The organism is Microbacterium meiriae (genome assembly GCF_025143875.1).
Lineage (GTDB): Bacteria > Actinomycetota > Actinomycetes > Actinomycetales > Microbacteriaceae > Microbacterium > Microbacterium meiriae.
Genome location: NZ_JAMBDU010000011.1, coordinates 87,861 through 108,389, shown reverse-complemented (window position 1 = coordinate 108,389; position 20,529 = coordinate 87,861). Strand labels below are relative to the sequence as shown.

Below are 20,529 nucleotides of genomic sequence, written 5' to 3'. Positions count from 1 at the left end.
GAGGAGCGGGGGGCGGCGGGGTGGTCGGTGCGGGCGTGCGCGGCGCAGGGGCCGGTGCGGACGCTTCGGCGACTCCGGCTCCGAAGCCGCGACCGACGGCCTGCCCCTGGATGATTCCGGCCAGGTCGAGGCCTGTCGCGGAGTGCACGCTGTCGAACACCGAGCGCATGGCCTTCGCGCTGTCGGCGCCCACGACGTTCGACGCGCCGTCCTCGGCGGACCCGCCGACGATCGAGACGCTGCCGATGGCGGCGTAGCCCTTCGCGAACTCCGACATGATCGACGGCAGCACTTCCAGCACGCGCTGCGAGAGGAAGGCATCCTGGTTGGAGGCGATGGCCTTGGCCTCGGCCTCGACAGCGGCTGCACGGGCCTCACCCTCGGCGCGGATCGCCTCGGCCTCGGCGTTGGCGCGGAGGCGACGGGCCTCGGCTTCGGCCTCCGCCTGGGCGCGCAGAGCATCCGCGTCACCGGTCGCCTTCGCGATCGCGGCGGCAGCCTCACCGTCGGCGCGCGCCTTGTCGGCCTGCGCCTGCTGCTCGGCGATGCGGGTGCGCGCCTCGGCCTGCTTGACCTGCTCGATCGCCGCCGCCTCGGCCGCCCGCTCACGCGTGTAGAGCTCGGCCTGCGCGCGGGTCTCCGCCTCGTACCGCTGGGCGTCCGCGACGCGCTTGACGTCGGCGTCGAGCTGCGCCTGCTTGTTCTCGGCCTGCTGCTGCAGCACGGCCTGCTCGGCCTGGGCGCGGGCGAGCTGCTCGGCCTGCTCCGCCTCGGCGCGGGCCCGGCCGATGCCGGCGTTGGCGTTGGCGGTGTTGGTGTCGAGAGCGGTCTGCTCGACGAGGTTCGCCTCCTGGTTGGCGATGTTCTTCTGGTTGATCGCGCGGTCGGCGTTGGTCTGCGAGATCTCCGCGGCCTGGCGCTTGGCCTGGATCTCCGGCGCACCGAGGGACTGGATGTAGCCGACCTTGTCGGTGATGCCCTTGATCTGGAAGGAGTCGAGGATGAGGCCCTGTTCGGCGAGCTCCTGGGAGACGTCGGCGGCGATCTGGTCGGAGAACTTCTTGCGCTCCCGCATGAGCTCCACGACGGAGAGCGTCGCGACGATGCCGCGCAGGGCGCCCTCGAGCTGCTCGGTGGTGAACTGCTCGATGGCCTTGTCCTGGGAGGCGAAGCGCTCGGCGGCCCGGCGCACCAGCAGCGGGTCGGAGCCGATCTTGACGATGGCGACGCCGTCGACGTTGAGCGTCACGTTGTCGAGCGACTGGGCCTCGGCGTTGAGCGACACCTGCCGTGAGCGGAGGGAGATGATCTCGTGGCGCTGGGTGATCGGGTTGACGAGCGACTTCCCGTTCACAATGACCGTGACGGGCGATTCCGTCATCTCCGAGCTGCTGGTGCCGTCGGCGCCGATGACGGCACGCTGCACCTTCTGCTTGCGTCCGGAGATGACGAGCGCTTCGTCGGCGCGAGCCACCTTGATCCAGCTGCGGGCGAACAGCAGCAGGATCAGCAGGACGACGATCGCGGCGACGACCGCGATCCCGATGACGATGAGGATGCCGACGATTCCGGCGATCTCCATGGATGACCTCCCTGGTTCCCCCCGAGGGGGCGGTCCGATATGCCCACGGTCGATGTGGGCGTGCGCAACCCACCCTGCCAGAAAAGAGACGCCCGCCACCGCGTCGGGTGCCATCATGCCGGTATCGGTGGACGTTCCTCCCGCCGCCCTGCCTGCGGAGGAGGGGAGCGGTCAGCGGGTGCGGAGTTTCTCCGCGAGGTCGCGCAGCAGGCGCAGCTCCTCGTCGTCGAGGCGTGACATCCGGTCGGCGATCGACCGGCCGTGCACGGTCGCGAGCGCTCGGAAGGCCCGGGCGCCCTCGTCCGTCGCGCGGATCAGGGCGCCGCGGCCGTCGTCCGGGTCGGCGCACTTCGCGACCAGTCCCCGCGTCACCATCCGGTCGACGAGGCGGGAGACGCTCGGCTGGCTGATGAGCATGTTGGCGGTGATGTCGCGCAGGCGGGCGGTCATCTCCGGCGAGCGTGTGACGGTGAGCAGCACGTCGTACTCGGCCTGCGTGATGTCGCCGGTGTCGAAGTCGGCTGCCATCTCGGTGAACAGTTCGTGCTGCGCGCGGAACAGGCTTTCCCAGGCCTCCAGCGCGAGCTTCCGATCGGTCATCCTCACAGAGTACCGGGCGCAGTAAAGGGCCGGTCGGAGAGGCTCCCGACCGGCCCTTGTCCCTTGCACCAAGAGTGTCCTGCAATCACATGCGGTGGATGCCACAGCAAACATTCACCGTGCGATCACTGTATAACGGCGAGGTAACGAATGCAACGGTTTGATCACAAATGGCAGGCCCCCCGCGACGATGGTCCTGTCCGATCTCACGAAAAGTGTCGGAGTCTCACGAAGGCTGTCGGAGAGTCTCACGAAAGTGTCGGAGTCTCACTAGACGTGTCGGAAGAGCGGCGTGTCGACCAGCCTCGTTGGGTGCCGGACATAGTCTGCCCGTGAGCAGATCCCCAGTCGGGGCATCTTTGTCAGGGCTCAGGACATAGGCCAGTACCGCTCCCCAGGAGAGAGGCTGACTGCCGAATAGGAAGTATCCGTCGATGTCGATTGGATCCCTATGGACCTGACTCAGCAGTGGCCTGTTCCTCCCACCACTAAAGCCAACCGGACGCGAGCTCGCGTTGAGTACCGTCTCGATGGCGTGCAACTAGAGCTCGACGCCGTCGACTGCGACAGCGTGCCCTTCGAACGAGGCGATCCCGTTCGGAACTTTCCCAGTTGGCGGCTCAAGCGTCATTACGACGGCTACCACTGGATGGGTGCGCTTGGCGCGTCTGTCGGATTCGAGTCGCTGACGGAGCGGGGCTGCCTCATCGAATTGGACCGCACCCCGGGCGTGGTTGCGATCGCCAGCCAGCCCATGTGGATCCGATGGACCACACCCGACGGCCCGCGCGAGCACTGCCCGGACTACTTCGTGCGTCTGGACGACGGGCACGCCGTGCTGATGGACGTCAAGCCGGCGACTCAGATCAAGGACGACGTCAGAAGACAGTTCGACATGACAGCGGTGTTCGCCGCTGAGCGCGGCTGGCGGTATGTCGTCTATGACGCGGAATCGGTAGTCCGCGAGGCCAACCTCCGATTCCTGGGCCCGTTTCGAGACTGGGCGAGCAGCGAAGAACTGCCAATGCTCCCAGAAGATGGGCTGCCCCTGGCTGAGGTAGCTGCGCTGCTCGGCGTCGGATCCGAGGGCTTCGCACACTGCTACGCGCACCTCTGGTCAGGGGCGCTCGAGGCAGATCTCGATCAAGCCCTCAACATCAGAACGATCGTGTGGCAAAGGAGCGTGTAATGCGGGTTGTAGTTGGCGGGTCGCTCACGTGGCGTCAACGCAAGTTCTCGGTCTTGTTCATCGAGAAGGATTCGGCGATGCTCCGAGATGAGGACGGAAGTGAGGTCGAAGTCGCTCTCGACGAGCTTCGACATGATGCAACACCGGTGCCTAGCGACACTTCAGGTCTGCTGAACCTTCCTCTGCAGGTGCAGGACATCACGCCGGACATGGATGCGTGGCTGCAATCCTGCATACGTATCGAGGCGACCCGAGAAGAGATCGGGGTCGGGAAGGCTGTTGAAGCAGAGCGCGAGTGGCTGGAGGTGCGCCTAAGTAGAACTGTCTCCACGCGCGCCGTGGAGCGTCGGCTTAAAGCGTTCCGAGAGCAGGGGACGACCACTGCAGGCAAAGGCTCCCCACGCAAGAGCACATGGGATCCACGCCTCGTCGAGGCCATCAACCACGTACTCGGAGGAAAGAGCCGCGCCTCGACTGTGAGTCGAACTACAGCGATCGAACAAATCATGAGGCGCGTCGAACGTCTCCACGGCGATGCGGTGAAGCTGCCGAGCCGAGCGACGTTCTTCCGACTTCTCGAAGCAGACGAGCACGGGCAATTCACCTTCGGTTCGGCCAAGACTCGCGAGTCGCTTGCGCTTCAACCCGACGGCACATTCGGCACTCGCACCGCACTGCGTCCCGGCGAACTGGTCGAGATGGACTCCACGCGGATTGATGTCATGTTGCGGATCGATGACGAAACCGTCGGCCGGCCCGAACTGACGATTCTCCTTGACGTCGCAACGCGCTCGATTCTTGCCGCGATGCTCCGCCCCGAAGGGACGAAGAGCGTCGACCTGGTGGCTGTCCTTGCACGGGCCCTGGTGCCCTATGGCCGGCGTATGGAAGGGGTTCGCGAGACCCGACAGCTGATTTCGACGGCATGGGCTGACGATCAACTGATCGATCAGGAGCGATTTGAGCGATTGCGTATCGCGCAGCCGTATGTGTTTCCGGACACGATCACCACCGACCGCGGACGAAACTATTTGTCGCGGCATTTCCGCGCTGCGTGTGAAACCTTGAATATCTCGCTGATCACCTCGGCGCCGCACACACCAACGGACAAACCGCACGTAGAGCGAGCGTTCGGGGCAATCAACTCAATGCTGCTGCAGCATGTGAAGGGATATGTCGGCCGCAGCGTCGAACATCGCGGGCGCGACACAGACACGGAATCCGACGAACTACTGACGATCGCACAGGCCCAGGAGCTCCTAGAGGACTGGATCGCGGTCGAGTGGCAGAATCGTCCGCATGACGGACTGCGGGACCCGTTGCATCCGCGCATCAAGTTGTCGCCGAACGAGATGTGTCGCGCGTTCCGCGCTTACGTGCCCGAACTCCACGTACCGCTGACGCGAGACGACTACATCGCGCTGCTACCTGTGGACTACCGAGTTCTGAACCGCTACGGCGTGCGCATCGATAACCGCGTCTACAACTCCGAGCGGCTCAAAGGCCTGTGGAGGCGCAAGTCTCCTGACAAAGCGCGGAACGGCCGATGGCCGATCCGCGTAGACCCCTACAATCTGCACGTCGTCTGGCTCGAGCGGGACGGCGAGTTCATCCCTCTGAGATGGTCCAATCAGGTCCATGAACTCCCGATGCTGGGTGATGTCTGGCGGTACGCTCGCACGTCGCGCTCCGGTGGTGTCGCGGATCTCGATGCTGAACGTCGCGAGCTTGCGATGGCGATCAAGGCGTTCGCCGGTCAAGGGAATCCGGCCCCTCGAAGCAACGGTCAGAAGCGAAGCGGGCGAGAGCGCGCTCGATTGGCAGCGATCGCTGAAGATCCGATGAACTTCACCAGTGTGAAGGGCATCGAGGACGAGAAACGACCTGCTGACGATGACAATTCGTCCATCGAGACCACCTCTACTGAGGAATGGCCTAACACCGGTGGCTTCCCTCTCATCGGAGACAGGCTCGACGAGGTGCGGCGGAGGATCGACGAATGATCGAGATCGCGACCAAGGAAGGCTGGCGCGAGCACGTCGACACCGCGTATGAGCGCCCGGCGCCGGTCACATCCGAGGAGCTTCGGGCCATGAGCTTCGGGGACCGCGCGTTATACAACCAGGGACGAGCTCAATACTCGCAGGCAGGCGCCTTCGTGCGGACACCGCAGTTCGAAGCCTTCCAGCGAGCCGTGCGGGATCGCGTCATGCTCAACGCCTACCGACGAGTCGGGAAGCTAGGCCTGATCCTCTCGGGGGAGCCAGGCCAGGGCAAGACTACTTCGCTAGTCGAGATCGGTAGAGCACACGAACGCAGGCGGCGAGACACCGGCCACCCGGCTGCGGGGCCGGGCATGCTCCCAGTCGTGTATGTCGCGGTACCCGCCCAGTGCTCAGCCAAAGCTCTGATGCATGAGTTCGCCCGATTCCTTGGTCTCCCGGTTCTCAGCAGGATGACCTACGGGGACCTGCTGGAAGCGGTCTCGAACGCCCTGCGCAGATGCTCCACCGAACTTGTCTTGGTCGATGACGTGCATCACCTCGATCTGAAGTACCGGCAGAACGTCGAGGCATCAGACATGCTCAAGCAGCTTTCCGAGCGATGTGGAGGCACGTTCGTCTACGCCGGAATCGCAGTTGAGGGGACCGGACTTCTCGACGGCTCACGTGGTGGGCAGATCGGGAAGCGATTCGAAGTGCACGTGGCCTTACCATTTCCTTTGATCTCGACCGCGGAGAAGGCTCGCTGGGGTGATCTGCTTCTCGCCATGGAGAGCTCACTGTGTCTAGCAGAGCAACGGCCAGGATCGATTCTGTCCGCGGCGCCGACACTGCACGCGCTGACGGGCGGGGAGATCGGACTGCTCAAGGACCTCTTGCAGTTCGCTGCCCTGAGCGCGATGGACGACGGAACCGAGAAGCTCGATTCGGCCGCATTTGAACGCGATCTTGCCCGCCGTCAGACGGCCGCAACGCTCCACACAAGCAAGCCGCGACGATCGCGAACGCCTGTGAGTGCGGCATGACCTCGCGTCCCGGGCTTCCGACTTCCGTTCGCCTGTATCCGGGAGAAACGGCGGCGAGCTACTGGGCGCGGCTTTGCGCCGCAAATGCAATCGGCGAAAAGGACCTCTGGTTGGCGTTGCGACGCGAGGATCGAACCCTCCCAATTCGGGTGACACCGAGAAGCGCCCTCCGGAAGATCGAGGCGTTGGGTGGGCTTCCGGATGGTGCATTGCTCCGCGAAGCCGGCGGTCGCGCCTGTGGACATGGTGGCGCCACGCGTCAAGTCGAATGCCCGAGTTGTCGCATGATTCCGGCAGCTGTGGCTCTCTGCAGACGGTGCGCCCGAGGCGATCAGGTCACAGTCGCGCGTATGCACGGTCCGGTCTGCGTGCGACACCGGAGGTGGCACGGAAGCGGCCGAGATATTCCCCTGCCGGGGAGGCACAAGCACCTGCTCGCGCAACGCCTGCTGAATGGAACTCTCACTCTTCGAGGTGTGCCGTATCGGTCACCCGAAGTTGATGCGGCCGCGGAGTTGCTGCGACTGCGAAATCTCGAAGGTGGGTGCGCAGCTGAACTTCTGGATGACGAGATTCTTCAATTTCCGCGGCGAATCGCGCTCACTGCGCGGCTCACTGACGCTCGTCTCGCGAACGTTCTGATGTCGCAGGGTCTCGGTGGGTACGCACTGGCAATGCTGTTCGATCGCGTAGTCGCCGCGCACTCTCTAGGGCATCGCGCCGTGGACGGCATCTTCGACAGCCTGAGAATTCAGGGACGGGAACTCTGGATCGGCAGGTCCGCGGTCGCGACGCAAGGCGGCTGCGTGCTTACGCCCGCTGCCAGGCGCATGCTTCCGAGGGTCAAGGCGATCAGGGCGCATGTGCTGAACCATCGTGTGGAACTGAGGTCGAGGTAGGCATGCGAACTCTTCCCTGTCGTGTGATTCCGCTGCCCGGGGAGACGCCTGCCGGTTTCCTGGCTAGGTTGGCCGTCGCCAACTCGCTCGATCTCAGCGCGCTCACCCACTATTTGGAGCGGACGGTTGGTGCCAACAGGTCGAGCTCGACCAACGCTCGATTCACATCTGCGACTGAGGCAATCGGTGCGCTGCCTCCCGGGTACTTCGCCAAGGAGCGCGCACGCTTCCGTCTGTATCGGCGCTGCCACCACGTTCGGTGGATGCTTCGACGCTGCGCCACGTGCGAAGTTGTTGATCGCGCTCGCTCCGCGTGCTTGGTATGCAGCGACGGAAACCCGACTGAGGTGTTCAGTAGGGGAGGTGGGTTTTGCATTCGCCACCGTCGATGGCACTTCCTCGGTGAAGATGAACTCCTGTCCACCCCGTCGGCGTGCCATCGCGCCGAACAGTCGATTTCAGGAGTCCTTTGGAGACGTGGAGTGACGATGCACACGGGCGAATACGACCTTGCCCTGCGCTTGATCATCGACAGCTGGCAAGAGCGACCTGACGCGCGCTGGCTCCGAGCCTCGTGCTCGTATGCGCCGGCAGTTGACCTGCTCGTGACGCTAACGCACCCTGACGTCACGCTCAGCTTGTTTGCACTCGCCGAGAGCGACTCCCAGCAGGTCGAAGGGCTTATCGGGCTCGTCGTAGGCATTGGAGGTGGAAGCCGGACGGCGGAACTGGAATCGACCGCAGCCACGGTCGTAGCGGTTCACCGCGCCGCGATGTACACCGCGATCCGAATGCCGAAGTCGAGCGGGGCGACGGTATCGAAAACGCCATTTGAGAAGGGGGTCGCGGAAGCGTCCTACCGTGAGAAAGCGGTTCTCCTGCGCCACATCACGCGCTCCGGCAGAAGAGCGGACATCCTGGAGCGTTCTGTGCGTGCGGCACCTGCATCTCGGGTCGTATCCCGGCGCATCGTTCCCGGCTGGGCCGACGATGCACCGTGGGTCACGCAGGGGCCTGAACAGCGCTCAGCGACTTCGAAGATCGGGAGCGTTCCCCGGGACCAGATCGGTCAAGGTGATGCCGAGCACCTGGGTGAGAGCCAGGAGAGTTCGCAACGTCGGGTTAGCCGGGTGGCCGGGGCGTGATTCGCCCTTCTCGTACTTCTGATACGTGTACCGGGTCAGCCCGGCGCGGTAGGCCACGTCTTCCTGGCTCAGATTGGCTTTGTGGCGAGCAGTGCGAAGGGAAGTGGCGAAGCGCTGCGCGAACGCATCCCAATCTGCTTCCAAGTCGTCGTTCCGCTGGCGCACCTTCCAAGCGTCTAGATCCGGGCTCTCATGCTTGGCCTAATCGGTATGGCATAATTTGGGAGGCCATACGAAACAATCATCATCTTCGTCGGATTGCTCCGCTACTCCCTGCACGTGTGCTGCCCATCCCGGTGACTGGCGGTCGCGCCGCGGGATCGGCCCGTGCATGCGACCGCGAAATGTGATGGTGTGCGTCATGTGTGAGGCGTTCCCGATCTGGTGGCAGGACATCACGAGTCCGCCGCCTACAGAATGGGTGTACATGTTCGAAGAGTTCACCGGCGATGACACCGCGGAGGAATGGGCGCTGGCTGCCGCCATCTTCATCGCGCAGACTCGACGCCGCACGGGCCTCGGTCCGACGTTCGCCGAACTCTTCACCCACCTGCTGCCCGACACCGGTGGATTGCCGGGTCCTTTCCCAGAACTCGAGTTCATGGAGCGCCGACGGGCGGTCACGGGATTTCGAGGTCACGCCGCTATCGAGTGGCGTCGTCGAGGAATGATTAGCTTCGACAGGGCCGTGATGCGCAGTCTGCGCGTAGGGCGCGCGTTCCGTGAGCATTCTCGACGGCGGCAACAGTCCCGAGCGTCCCTAGTTGCCCGTAACGGTTCGAAGCATTCCACACTGGTCCTGCTTGCGGAACCGCTGGAGGTGGCTGACGAAACGAACGAAGGTACGTAGGCTCCCATCGAGCCGATGTACCCGTGAGCCACCACTAGCCCGTTCGAGTCGTCTAGAGCGGAGAACGTCGATCAGGAGGGGACGATATGACTGAGAACGCTCCGCCGGGGCTTCGGCGGATCATTGCTCGCATCGAACCTGGCTGGCCTGAGCTCATCGATGTGAGCTCCGGCTGGTACCCGCTTCTCGACCGGCTTGACAGAAAGCTCGCGGCGATCGCTCCGGGCTACGTCGTTCAGCAGATCAAATCAAAGTTTGGCTCTCTCAGCTTTTACGCTCGTGCATCCGACGACGTCTACGACTACAACGAAGTGTTCAGCGACGCCATCCTTGCTGCTGAGTGGGAGAGCACGAGGACCTGCGAAGAATGCGGGGCACCGGCGAGGACCTACACGATCCGAATGTGGGTGTGGGCACTCTGCGCGTCTCACGCTCGTGCCAAGGCCGGGGAAGCATCCGAATGAGGGCCGCCCTGCCTGGCGGACGTTCAGACTACGAGCTGCTCGTCTAGGAACTGATCAATTTGCCCAACATCGGCAAGGGTGAGGCCCACGAACTTGTCGGGGCGGACGACCAGCGATGGGACCTCCGTCATCGCGGTTAGCCGTTGCTCAGCGTCCTCGGGAGCTCGATCGTCTGCCCACACGACCGCATCTGGGCCCGTCTGCCGGATGTGCGAGATGAGGCTCATCGTCCGCCATCCACTCTTTGGCCAGTTTTGCCAGGGCACGTAAGGGCCATTGAGCTTGCCGCGTAACGGCTCGCGGATCAACCAGCCGACCTGATCGCGCGGCCAAGTCGTCAACCACGCGAACTGCACGTCGGCTCGCAGTGCGAGATCGTCAAGCGCGTCCACGAGGTCATCGTCGACCGTCATCCAGGAGCGCCAGCCTTGTGCGTTCTGGTGCAGCGTGCGCTCTTCCTCGCGGTGGATCCTGGAGATCGTGCCATCGACGTCGAGCACAAGCAGTGCGGAGCGCTGATGCGAGCGTCTATCCATGATCAGGCATCTCCCCGTAAGTGCTCGGGGGTTTGGACGTGCAGCCGCCTTGACGTGTCCGACGAAGGCTCCGAGATCGTCATAGCGCGAGCTTACGACCCCCTTGAGTTTGAGGTGGAAGTGGCTAAGCGTGAGTGGTCAGCGACGCCGGGTGCCGAGTGATGCGCCGGAGTGTCTCCTTCGGGTGGGAGAAGCCGCGTGCGTTGAGAGCCTCGTGCGCTTGGTCGGTGGGGTACATGCCGGATGTAGGGGTGGCTCGTCAATTTATGAAGTGCTCGAGCGTAGCTCGGCTGCCGAGGTACGTGCTGAAGATTGGACGGAACTCGGCTAGTTCGTGACGTACTGCAACCACGCGCGGTACTTTGAGCGTACAGCGATCCATCCCAGCGCTCTGGCACGAGCCACAGGTTGGACACGACGAGGCTTGCAAGGGGGCGGCGATGAGAACAGTCGATGATCAGATCCGTAGCGCCGATCGTGCCATCTGTGACAGCATCGCTGCGCTGAAAGGCGATCGTGCACTTATGTCGCTCGTGGTTTTGTCACACCTTCGAAATCTCGTAGAGGGAGCAGCGGTTCGCCTTCACACGGGCCGTGCTGATGCTGACTACGACTACGACGCGATTCAGGCGGCGCTGGTCGCCATCGGGTCAGCGCCGAAGCGCGTTCAGTTCCTGCACCGTTTCCACAAATTGCTACAGGAGAGCGTGTCGCACTACACGATGGATGGTGACACCTCCGAGCGGCTGATGCTCAAGTACTACGAGTACCTCATCAGGCTACGCCTGCTGCTGCGGGCAGCTTGCAAGATTGAGACGCTCAATAATCTGGAGGATTTTCCGGTCAACCTCGATCCTTCACTTCGCGAGTACCACCGCAAGATCGCCGCCCGGATCGATGCCGTCCGCGCCAATCCGACACCAGGAGGTGTTCGGAACCGGTACTACGTCCATCGAATCCGGCCGATCTTCACGAAGGGGCGGATTCTCTACGAGGTAGTCTTCCGCGCGACGACTGATCACTTGCAGAAGGTCGACCGAATCATTGCCTTCACGGACATCGAGATGACGGACAAGTACGCGGCGAACCTTACCGTGGTTTCCGAAGCCATCGACGTGCTCGGCCAGACGATGCCGATCACCATCATCACGGACTGGGAGGTCTCGATTCGTCCGTGCGAGTTCGACAACTTCGCTCGGTTGTTCGGAGTGGCGTCGAAGGTATCGTCAGGGTCCAGTGAGTACCGCGTGCTTATGGAGTATTTGACTCGAACGGAGACTGGACTCCTCGATGTCGTCGCGCTTCCTGACACTAGGTTTGCGGGGCTACGAGAGGATGCCACGCGGCGCGTCCAGAAGGCGGCGATCTTTCCCGTGCTTGAGAGGGCCCGCGATCTGATTTCCCGCCATCGCCCCGGGCACAACATGATCCGCTACCTCATGCTCAGGATGAATAACCTGATCCTCAAGCAGCAGTACAGCTCTCAAACCTCTAGCCTGCTTTCGAATCTCAACCTGGATCGCGGATGCAAGCCATTCGATTCAATGCCCTTCTGCACCTCGCCGAAAAAGCACAACGTCACGTTCTCCGACCTGGTCGAAAGTCTGGACACTCGTGACCGCGTCCACGAGCTGCTTGCTCGTCGTGTAAAGAACAACGTCGAGCAGCACGGCATGCTCTACACACCCGATGAGGAGCTTGAGCGCTTCGGCGACATTGACGCTTTGATCGCGACCTTCAACAGCAAGCTCTGGCACGGGCACCGCCCGGCGCGGGACCTCGTCCACGACAAGAAGCACGTCTTCGTCCAGGAGTACGAAGACGACTCGGTCGAGACCATCGAAGAACTTCAGGCCCACGCCAAATCTGGGATCGGCGGATATACCGAGGCGGTCGAGCGATGGCTTGAGGAGACGCCGACGGTGAACGTGGATGATCCGGTGAAAGAGGCAGCGCTCAAAGCACTGTTCGCGAGTTCCCAGGTCGCCTTGATCTACGGTGCAGCCGGCACGGGAAAGTCGACGATGATCGACCACATCGCTCACTTTTTCAACGACAAGAGGAAGTTGTTCCTGGCGCACACCAATCCGGCGAAGAACAACCTTGAGCGGCGCGTCAGTGCCCAGAACTCCACGTTTCGAACGATCGCGAGCCACCTCTGGAACGACACCGGCACCGAATTTGACGTGCTGTTCATTGACGAGTGCAGCATCGTCAGCAACGACGATCTCCTCCAGGTGCTACGGCGGACGTCGTTCGAACTACTTGTTCTTGTCGGGGACAGTTACCAGATCGAATCAATAAAATTCGGCAACTGGTTCACGTTGGCTCCGGCGTTCCTGCCGGACTCCTCGGTGTTCGAGCTCACCAGCCCCTACCGCACGAAGAGCGCCCAGCTACTGAAGTTCTGGGATGCCGTGCGCGGCATCGAGCCGAACATCGAAGAGTTGCTGGCTCACTACGGCTACTCAGCCGTGCTCGACGAGACCCTCTTCGCACCGCGCAATGACCAAGAGATCATCCTGTGCCTCAACTACGACGGCCTATACGGCATCAACAACATCAACCGGTTCCTCCAGAGCGGCAATCCTGGCGAAGCGACCGTTTGGGGCGTCTCAACGTACAAGATCGGCGACCCCGTCTTATTCGGGGACACCTCGCGATTCAGAGGAGTCATCTACAACAACCTCAAAGGAACGATTGTTGGAATCGAAACCTTCCCCGGTCAGATCCAGTTTGACATCGAGTTAGATCGGATACTCACGGCATTTGATGTCGCGCGAGTCTCCGGATTGCAGTGGCTCGGCGGCTCGACGGTCCGTTTCTCCGTTTCGGAGCAGGGGAGTACCGACGAGGAGGACGAGTCCAATAGCAAGACGGTTCCGTTCCAAGTCGCCTACGCGGTTTCCATCCACAAGGCGCAAGGTCTCGAGTACGATTCCGTGAAGGTTGTGATCACCGACGCCAACGAGGACCGCTTCTCACACAGCATCTTCTACACGGCGGTTACCCGAGCTCGAGAGCGCCTCACGATCTTTTGGACGCCAGAGACCCAACACGCTGTGTTGAGCCGGCTCGAACGACCGCACCAAGGACGGGACCTCGGTCTACTCCGTGGACGCCGCGGGCTCAAGTCGATTGGGTCGAAGAAGCGTCCCTAGTCTCCGGTCGGTGTCGCCACCGGCTGCTGAGCGGGGTCTGGTCAGGCCCAGCGGCAAGATCGGCACCACGACCCGCGTCGCCGAAGTGGGGAACAGCCCGAAATGGCCGACTTCATCTCCACTCGTCTCCGTGCATGTGTGCGGCGCGCGCGGCGGTTGGGGTTCGCGTGCAGTTTCGTGACGGTCAGTCGAGTTGGTCGGAGACGGGGCGGCGGCCGGCGCCGCGTTCGTAGATGACAGACACCCCGTGCGGGACGCGCCAGCTCTCGAGGGGGAGAGAGGCGATGAGGACTTCGAGGAGTGCGGCGGTGTGTGGGTCGTCGATCAGTTGCGCGGTCGAATTGTCGGTGACGGTGTCGTTGTGCACGAGGGTCACGCCGACCTCGCCGCTGCCGAACGGTGGTGCGTGGTAGAAGTTCAAAGCATCGAGGAGGGGTCTGAGGGCCACGACCGCGTCGCCGGGTTCTGGCAGCGACGAGATGTGGTCTTCGAGGACGGTGCCGAGGCAGTCGAAGGTCTCGGAGGTTCTCGACAAGATCGGTTCTGTGGCGTCCCGGAGCGCTGCCTGACTGATCCCTGCGTCGAGCTTGGTCATCGCGAGGAGGAACCGGGCGGTGTGACTTGCTCGTGGAGTCCCGGATAGGGCCTGGATGAGTGTGTTGCGAATGAGGCTTCGTGTGGTGGAATCGGCGCTGGCTGCTGCGGTGAGGCCGTCCGCGAACGCCTGCATGTTGCGTGGTGCCGGGCCGGTCAATGCTCGGAGGGCGACTTGGACGAGTCGGCGCAGCCATTTAGGTGTCTGGGTGGCGAGGCCATCGTCGAGGAGGGCAGCGGCGAGTTCGGGGCCGATCGGGCTCAACCAGCCGGGCCACGTCTCGCCGATGTCGACGTTCTCCACGATGTGGACGATCATTTCTCGTTGTTCGTCGGTGCCGTTGGAGAATACGTATCCGGCCATGAACACCCAGGTTGCGCGCCAGTGCGGGCTGGGGGCGAGGGCGATGAGCCGCGTGCGAAGGTTGGCGTCGTTGGTTTTCACGAGTGACCGAGCAGCCATGAGTTCTTGAAGGCTGCGGACTTCGAAGGCGAACCCGTCGTCTTCGGCGGGCACGAGGAGGACGAGCCGTTCGGTTGCGGCTTGCATGATCCGGTCCCCGATCTGGGTTCGGAGGCGGTCTGTGTCGTGTTCGAGTTCGGTGAGTCGGGCGTCGAGAAGCTCGCGCATCTGCCCGCGGGGCATCACCGATTTTTCGCCTCCGGAAGTTTCCGCCTTGATGTGGAGGACCCGGCCGACCGTTTCGTGCAGATAGATGATGGCGTGATTCTGTGACGCGAGGAGGGGTGCCAGGGTGGTGGGTTTTCCTGCTTCGCGCGTGTACATCGTGTCGAAGTACTGGGAGTAGAGCTGGTAGCGGTCCGAGGGCAGTGTTCCGACTCGCTCCAGGATGATCGTCATGATCAGTACCTGGAGCGGAGTCTTCATGAGGCGTTGCATCGTGCTCAGTGAGAACTGACGTTCCAGGGACGCGAGGAGTGGGTCTCGGCGGTCCGGATCGTCGGCGAGGCGCCGTTGAGTGACCATGCGCCCGTAGCGTTCTGCTGTTTCCCGATCGAGGGAGGTGAGGTTAAGTTGACGGAATCGTTCGGGCATGAATCGTTCCGCGTCGCTGGAGGGGCGGGTGGTGACGATGCAGAGGAGGTCGGCGTTGCTGTTCTCGAGGTCTTCCACAAAGTAGGTGATCGCGTCGAGCACTCGTGGGCGGACCTCGAGCGCGGTCACTTCATCGAGCCCGTCGAGGATGATGATCGACGGCCAGGAGGTGAGCCACCGTTTGAGGACGTTCGGTTTGATGTCGATGTCGGCCCGGCGCGAGATCGTGTCGGCGAGGAATCGGAGCAGCATGAGGTCGCCGCTCGGCCCGATGGCCGCAGCGAAATCCGTGAGCCTGATGAGCACGGGCCATCGCCGCCCGGTAGGACCATCCGTCCCGAGGCCGCGGAATGCTGCCTCGGTTGCTTCGCGGACGTGCCGAGCGGTGGGTGGCAGAGACTCTTCTGCCGCAAATTGTGAGCGAAATGCCTGCGTGACGAATTTCGTGATGGTGCTCTTGCCGCTTCCTGCTCGTCCGGTTATGACGACGTGGGGGCGCTCCACCCGATCGGCCATCATGGGTTTCAGCACAGCGCTTGACCGGGTGAAGATCTCGGAGAGGACCGTAGACTCCGTTGCGTCTTCGTCGGTAGTTTTCAGGTCGATGACGATCTGCTCGACGGACTCGCGGTCGCTGCCGCCAGCTTCTTGAAAATGGACCCAGCGTTCGGCGGACAGCGCCGCTCCCGCGTGGGTGTGTAAGAAGGGATGCAGCTCGTCGGGCCTCAAGGTGTCGGAAATCTGAGTGAGGCGTTCGAGCAGGTCACCCACGGTGAGGAGAGCCCTGAACCCGTTGCGCACGGATCCGTGCGCGGTGAGAAGAGAGTTGACTTTGTCTCGGTGCCACACCCGGATCTGTCGAAGGCCGCGCTTTCGCAGGGTGACTCTCGGGTCGCCGGACGCGGGGTTGTCCAACCATTTGGCAAGGTGCGCGGTGAGGCGGTCGATGCCGGCGCCCGGCGCACTCGAGATGCGGGCGTTCGTGACGAAAAGGAGGTGGTCCGGGACTGAAGCCCGGGTGCTGGACATGTCCAGCCATTTCTCGAGTTCCGCGTCGATCTGCTTGAGAAGCCAAGAGAGGTTGTTAGCGGGATCGACGGAGTGATGCTCGCGCTGTTTCGCTTGGATCACCGTGTACCCATCCCACACGTTCGGATCGTCAGGCTCGGTGCCCCACCGAATGAGCCCACGGAAGGTGGCCTCGCGCCCCCCGTCCGGCCCCGCCCCGAAGGCTTCAAGCCCTGGACCGAACACCTCCTCACACACGGCGATCGTCATTTGTTCGAAAGCGCGCGGACTGAGTTCCTCGAGCGGGTAGTCCTGGGCCATGGGGGCTCCATTCGTGGTCTTTCGAGGCGAGACGATTCAATACGTGACAGATCCAGTCGGTCGCATCAATGTACCGAACAGGGCCACTGTTTCACGGCAGGGTGCTCGCCGAGGCTGCTCGAGCAGGAGCGTTGAAGATTGTGCGAAGCGCCCTCCCTTACGAGTGACCCGTGCCGAACATGTCCGGAGAAGCGCAGAGCGTCGGCCTCGGTAAGATCACGTGACCGCCAGGAGGCCACGTGATCTATCTAGCCGCCCTCGCCTGCGTCGCGCCGGCCCCTAATCCTCTTGCCGACCTGGTGCAGGTGGGGATCCTGGTCGTCGCGGCTGTGGCACTCTTCTGGGCTGTCCGGGAGTGGGTATGGGGCGGCAGCATCCTGAAGGTGCAACTCGAGCTCGGCCGAACCGATGGCCTCCGGATGGTACGTGCCTCTCCGGCAGATATGGAGAACCCCGATGCCATCGACTGGCGGATGCCATACAGACTGGACGGTCCCGCACTCGATGTCGCTGTCATCACAGTGATCAACAAGGGCCGAACCCCGGTGACGGTACTCAGCCCGGCGCTGCTCTTCAGCTCGAAGGGTGCGGAGGACTTGCGAGTGTCGGGTCAGCTGGTAGGCGGCAGCTGGGGAGAGGACGAAAGCCGGATCCGGCTCGAGGTCCATGACTCCTGCGTCTTTACCCTGATGCTGCAGCCGATGGCCGTCATCGCGCGCAGCGACATGACCTTCCAGAAGCCTCAAGGAGCGGGGGGAAATATCTGGGCTCGCGCAGCCGTGACGTCGGGGAAAGGTGGCGTCAAACTATCGCCGAGCTCCGTCCGGTCGAGAGCGAAGTGGTACTCGCTGAACCGCCTGGATGCTCGATGGAAGGTGAGCACTCCGTTGCGCGGGAAACCCCTCACTCCCACCGAAGAGCTGATGGCGCAGTTCCTAGCCCCCGGCGGAGATGTCTACGATCAATCGGTGCTGCTCGGCAGCGTGCTCGGTGCCGCGGAAGCAGGAGAATCCGTGAACGAGCTCGCCGCGCGGGTCGAAGACCGATACGGGATCATGAATGCCGGCAAGATCGCGATGCGCGCGATGGTCCTCGCTGGGAAGCTCTAGGGGCTTCGCGGCCTTCGAGAGTGCAGGCTGACCGCTACGCCAATGGCTGCGCACGGGCACCTCGCCCCGGACGCTTCTGATTGGGGAGGGTAGTGCGGGGTGCAGCTGTGTACGTGAGCGTGAGGATCTCGCCAGCTGCAGGGGTCTTCACGGCGAGTGGTCGATAGGTGCGTTCCCACTCGGCGGGCACCGCGAACTCCGCAGGCGGCTCCAGGTGAGACAGGCGCGTTTCGCGTCGATCGCCATCTGCAGCCCGCCACTATGGCGTAGTTGGTGAAGCCCGCGTGCAGGAAAGTTCTGGTGAGGATCGCGCCTGCCTTGCTGGCCGAGACGGAACTGATGGGCTGCCGGTGCTCTGTCCGTGCTCGGCGCGTCGACTGCGTTGTGCCGAACTCGTCGGTGCTACGGGAACGACTTTTCATCGATTCCGGTGAGATCCCACGGCGACGCGAGCACTGGCTCGGTTTCAGAGCGGACTAACCGTGTGGGGGCCCACGCTACAAGGTGCTCGCCTTGCGGCGGACTCATGATGTAGTCGCGCGGGTGCCCGGGGCTGTCGGTCGCCGTGGTGGGATGCACCTCGAGCTGCTGATGCCAGAGGTGCGTCGCGGGCGTTGGGATCTGTTGCCCGGCGAACGCGATCGATCCCTCCTTGATGGTGATGACCTGCGGTGGATTTCCCGATGGTGAGGTGACGGTCGCGCTCTTTAGGCGGGCATGGACGACTTTGCCTTCCCAGATCAGACGTGTCTGCCGCAGTCTGACGCGTTCCAGGTTAGTGAAGCGTCCGTTGCAGACTCCGATCTCATTTCCCGTGATCCTCTCGATCTCGATCACATCACTGAGCGCCTCCTCGATAACGCGCATCTGGAGTTCCTCTTCGGCGCTGAGGTCCTCCATCGAGATGGTGATGTTTCCGCCGGGGACGTCGAACACCGCGCGATCTGCTGAGTGCAGGCGCCGTGCGAGCTGTGTGGAGCGAAGCTTTTGCGCGTTTGTGAGTTCGAGGTACTTTTCCTCAGCGAGGGTGCATGCGACTGCCCGATCGTTCTCGAATGTGAACGCGAAGGTGAGGATGAGGCACCCATCGACGAAAATGTCCCATTCGACGCCGCCTTCTTCAGGGCGACGGTGCATGACTGCGGCTTCGAGGTTCGTATGCTCGTCGCCAGTCTGAAGGGTGAGGGACACCTGATTGGCGGGGTCCTGCAGGAACAGGTCAGAGACGGTGAAGCGCGACCATTCGGTCGGCAGGTCGCTGCCTTCCGCTAGATCAGGGACCGCGGTGCCGGTGTCGGCGTAAAACACGCGCACATCGATCGGTGACTCCGACTCGTGAACGCTTACCGCGGACGTCCATGCATCATCAGGCAACATGATCAGCGATCGTTCTTGCAGGTCGCGAACAAGGTCCAATGTGTCGAGTGTGAGCATTGCGATGCGCGAGAACACGCGAACCGCCGCGGTGTAGCGCTCCTTGAGATCATGCTCGAGCGCCGCCACCTTCGCTCCGCGGGGGTCCGCGTGGACGAGATCTGCGTAGAGCCAGCCTGCCGCAAGTTGCGTATCCGAGACGATGCTGGTCGGTGCATGATCGGGTCCGACCGCCTGAACGGTGTATCCCTGGACTTGTGTTCCCTGGATTTCCGTAGACCCCCAGGCTGCTCGTAGGGCCGTGATTCGCTGCCTATCGGAAGCTGATGCCGCCCCGGCAGTCAATGCGGTGATCGCGTCGAGGACCCGGTTGTAAAAGATCGGCTCCGACTCGACCGTGAGCGGGCGCAGGCGAGCGACGAGAGACTCGAAGGTCTCCTCATCGGGCAGGTCCTCTACGACGGTAAAGCGGCCCGCGAGATCGATGTTGCCGCGGATCATGGTGTTGGCGAACGCCTGGAGGCGGTCCCTCGACTGCGAGAGTGAGTGCGCGGCAACCCGTCGCGCACGCAGAACAAAGCGTTCCACGATCTTTGCGGGCTCGATCGTCGGTGCCACCTTCTTCTGGCCGCGACGATCGTTCTGAGCCGCCATCAGTCCACACGCCTTGTGAATCCCGTGATCGGGTCGAACGGCCAATCGACGGCGAAGACGCGATTGAAGCTGATCACCATTGCCGATTCCGTTAGTTCATCCGAGGCTGCCATCAAGATGATCTCGCCAGGGCTCGGTTCGTGTGCGGAACGCGCGACCTTGATGGACCTCGCTACGTCGCCGAGCTCAGCCTTCTGGTCACGGGGCACGTCTCGGGCAACGAGGAGCTCAGCTCTCAACGCATCAGCGCGGGGCGTCCGCGGGATCGCGTGCAGCGCAACGCATCCGGCCAAATATGCAGTCTTGACCGCTGCGATGTGCGAACGGGTTGCGTCGACAATCTCGTAGCTCATCTCGAACTCCTGTTCTCCCAAGATCTGAGAGACCGCCGGGTCGTGTTTGCCGTGTTGGAAGAGAACAAACCCGCCGGATGCGTTCTCGCGTAGTAGGTACTCGCCAACGCTGCGGCGGCCGGGAACGGTCTTGCCCGAGAGTCGTACCTTCCCGATCGCGTTCTCATACCAATTGCGCAGGTGCGGCTCGTACTTGCTGCCGAACTCGTTGTTGCAATTTTCACAGGTCATCGTGATCACGCTCCCGCCAACTGAGTGGGGCGGCACATGCTCTCGGCTTCGCGGCTCCGGCGCGAAGCAGATCGGGCAAACACCAAAGTCGACAAAATCGAACGCGACAGGGAGCGCCTGAAAATACCGCTCTGTTCCCAATGGCCGCGGCATACGCACCTCGAGCGTCGACCCATCCTCCAGACGAAGAACGGCCTGGCTGAGCTCAGGGATGCCGCGACCATTCGCACGCCCATTGACGCTTTCAATCACACCGCGTACACGAGGCTGGCCAGACGAATCGCTCACGGGTCAGACTGTACTCGTCGTCCTCGACGTTGCGGGAATGTCCGCTAGCTCTCTAAATCGAGGAAGTAGCGCGACTGCGTCGCCTC

16 protein-coding genes are annotated in these 20,529 nt (G+C 62.8%); 9 read left to right on the top strand and 7 right to left on the bottom strand.

From position 1 onward, the window contains the following. Together M4D53_RS09000 and M4D53_RS08995 are read right to left on the bottom strand one after the other, a co-directional pair. On the bottom strand, positions 1-1,582 hold a 1,582-nt coding region (locus M4D53_RS09000), incomplete at its 3' end, for an SPFH domain-containing protein (RefSeq protein WP_259953533.1). Positions 1,583-1,753: 171 nt separating this feature from the next. Further along, entirely contained in the window at positions 1,754-2,182 is a 429-nt protein-coding gene (locus M4D53_RS08995; protein ID WP_025104537.1) for a MarR family winged helix-turn-helix transcriptional regulator, read from the bottom strand. A gap of 451 nt (positions 2,183-2,633) precedes the next feature. Between M4D53_RS08995 and M4D53_RS08990 the strand changes: the two genes are divergently transcribed. The 5 genes from M4D53_RS08990 to M4D53_RS17510 all read left to right on the top strand — a co-directional run bounded on the left by M4D53_RS08990 (position 2,634) and on the right by M4D53_RS17510 (position 8,443). Further along, positions 2,634-3,371 (top strand): TnsA-like heteromeric transposase endonuclease subunit, encoded by a 738-nt coding sequence (locus M4D53_RS08990; protein ID WP_082066568.1) that lies wholly within the window; start codon positions 2,634-2,636, stop codon positions 3,369-3,371. A 53-nt stretch (positions 3,372-3,424) separates the two neighbouring features. After that, positions 3,425-5,374 (top strand): TnsB C-terminal domain-containing protein, encoded by a 1,950-nt coding sequence (locus M4D53_RS08985; RefSeq protein WP_259953532.1) that lies wholly within the window; start codon positions 3,425-3,427, stop codon positions 5,372-5,374. Beyond that, positions 5,371-6,399, top strand: coding sequence for an AAA family ATPase (locus tag M4D53_RS08980; protein WP_045264203.1), 1,029 nt, complete (start codon positions 5,371-5,373; stop codon positions 6,397-6,399). The genes M4D53_RS08985 and M4D53_RS08980 overlap by 4 nt, the downstream gene beginning before the upstream one ends. Further along, complete coding sequence (locus M4D53_RS17545) at positions 6,396-7,298, top strand: TniQ family protein (protein ID WP_153243565.1); 903 nt, start codon at positions 6,396-6,398, stop codon at positions 7,296-7,298. Before M4D53_RS08980 ends, M4D53_RS17545 begins: the two co-directional genes overlap by 4 nt. A 482-nt stretch (positions 7,299-7,780) precedes the next feature. Then, on the top strand, positions 7,781-8,443 hold the full coding sequence (locus tag M4D53_RS17510) for a hypothetical protein (protein WP_045264201.1): 663 nt from the start codon (positions 7,781-7,783) through the stop codon (positions 8,441-8,443). Here M4D53_RS17510 and M4D53_RS17505 read toward each other — a convergent pair. After that, complete coding sequence (locus M4D53_RS17505) at positions 8,324-8,608, bottom strand: helix-turn-helix domain-containing protein (protein WP_197073245.1); 285 nt, start codon at positions 8,606-8,608, stop codon at positions 8,324-8,326. The two genes, M4D53_RS17510 and M4D53_RS17505, sit on opposite strands and share 120 nt — an antisense overlap. Before the next feature lie 262 nt (positions 8,609-8,870). Between M4D53_RS17505 and M4D53_RS08970 the strand changes: the two genes are divergently transcribed. Both M4D53_RS08970 and M4D53_RS08965 read left to right on the top strand, forming a co-directional pair. Beyond that, positions 8,871-9,293, top strand: coding sequence for a hypothetical protein (locus M4D53_RS08970; RefSeq protein WP_156149170.1), 423 nt, complete (start codon positions 8,871-8,873; stop codon positions 9,291-9,293). An 86-nt stretch (positions 9,294-9,379) separates the two neighbouring features. Beyond that, complete coding sequence (locus M4D53_RS08965; protein WP_045264199.1) at positions 9,380-9,757, top strand: hypothetical protein; 378 nt, start codon at positions 9,380-9,382, stop codon at positions 9,755-9,757. Positions 9,758-9,780: 23 nt separating this feature from the next. On the opposite strand, the gene M4D53_RS08960 is transcribed toward M4D53_RS08965, so the two are convergent. After that, positions 9,781-10,257 (bottom strand): HAD domain-containing protein, encoded by a 477-nt coding sequence (locus M4D53_RS08960; RefSeq protein WP_045264198.1) that lies wholly within the window; start codon positions 10,255-10,257, stop codon positions 9,781-9,783. 476 nt (positions 10,258-10,733) lie between these two features. On the opposite strand from M4D53_RS08960, the gene M4D53_RS08955 reads away from it, so the two are divergent. Further along, complete coding sequence (locus tag M4D53_RS08955; protein WP_259953531.1) at positions 10,734-13,454, top strand: ATP-dependent DNA helicase; 2,721 nt, start codon at positions 10,734-10,736, stop codon at positions 13,452-13,454. Positions 13,455-13,638: 184 nt separating this feature from the next. Here the strand turns inward: M4D53_RS08955 and M4D53_RS08950 are convergent, their stop codons facing one another. After that, positions 13,639-16,434 (bottom strand): NACHT domain-containing protein, encoded by a 2,796-nt coding sequence (locus M4D53_RS08950; RefSeq protein WP_046746359.1) that lies wholly within the window; start codon positions 16,432-16,434, stop codon positions 13,639-13,641. Positions 16,435-16,673: 239 nt separating this feature from the next. On the opposite strand from M4D53_RS08950, the gene M4D53_RS08945 reads away from it, so the two are divergent. After that, positions 16,674-17,543 carry a hypothetical protein gene (locus M4D53_RS08945; protein ID WP_259953529.1) on the top strand — a complete coding sequence of 290 codons (870 nt, stop codon included), beginning with the start codon at positions 16,674-16,676 and terminating at the stop codon, positions 17,541-17,543. 402 nt (positions 17,544-17,945) lie between these two features. On the opposite strand, the gene M4D53_RS08940 is transcribed toward M4D53_RS08945, so the two are convergent. Continuing rightward, positions 17,946-19,571, bottom strand: coding sequence for a restriction endonuclease subunit S domain-containing protein (locus tag M4D53_RS08940; protein ID WP_046746362.1), 1,626 nt, complete (start codon positions 19,569-19,571; stop codon positions 17,946-17,948). Beyond that, the gene (locus M4D53_RS08935) at positions 19,571-20,443 is read right to left on the bottom strand and encodes an HNH endonuclease (protein ID WP_153243569.1); all 873 of its coding nucleotides are present in this window, start codon (positions 20,441-20,443) and stop codon (positions 19,571-19,573) included. Before M4D53_RS08935 ends, M4D53_RS08940 begins: the two co-directional genes overlap by 1 nt. Positions 20,444-20,529: the final 86 nt, after the last annotated feature.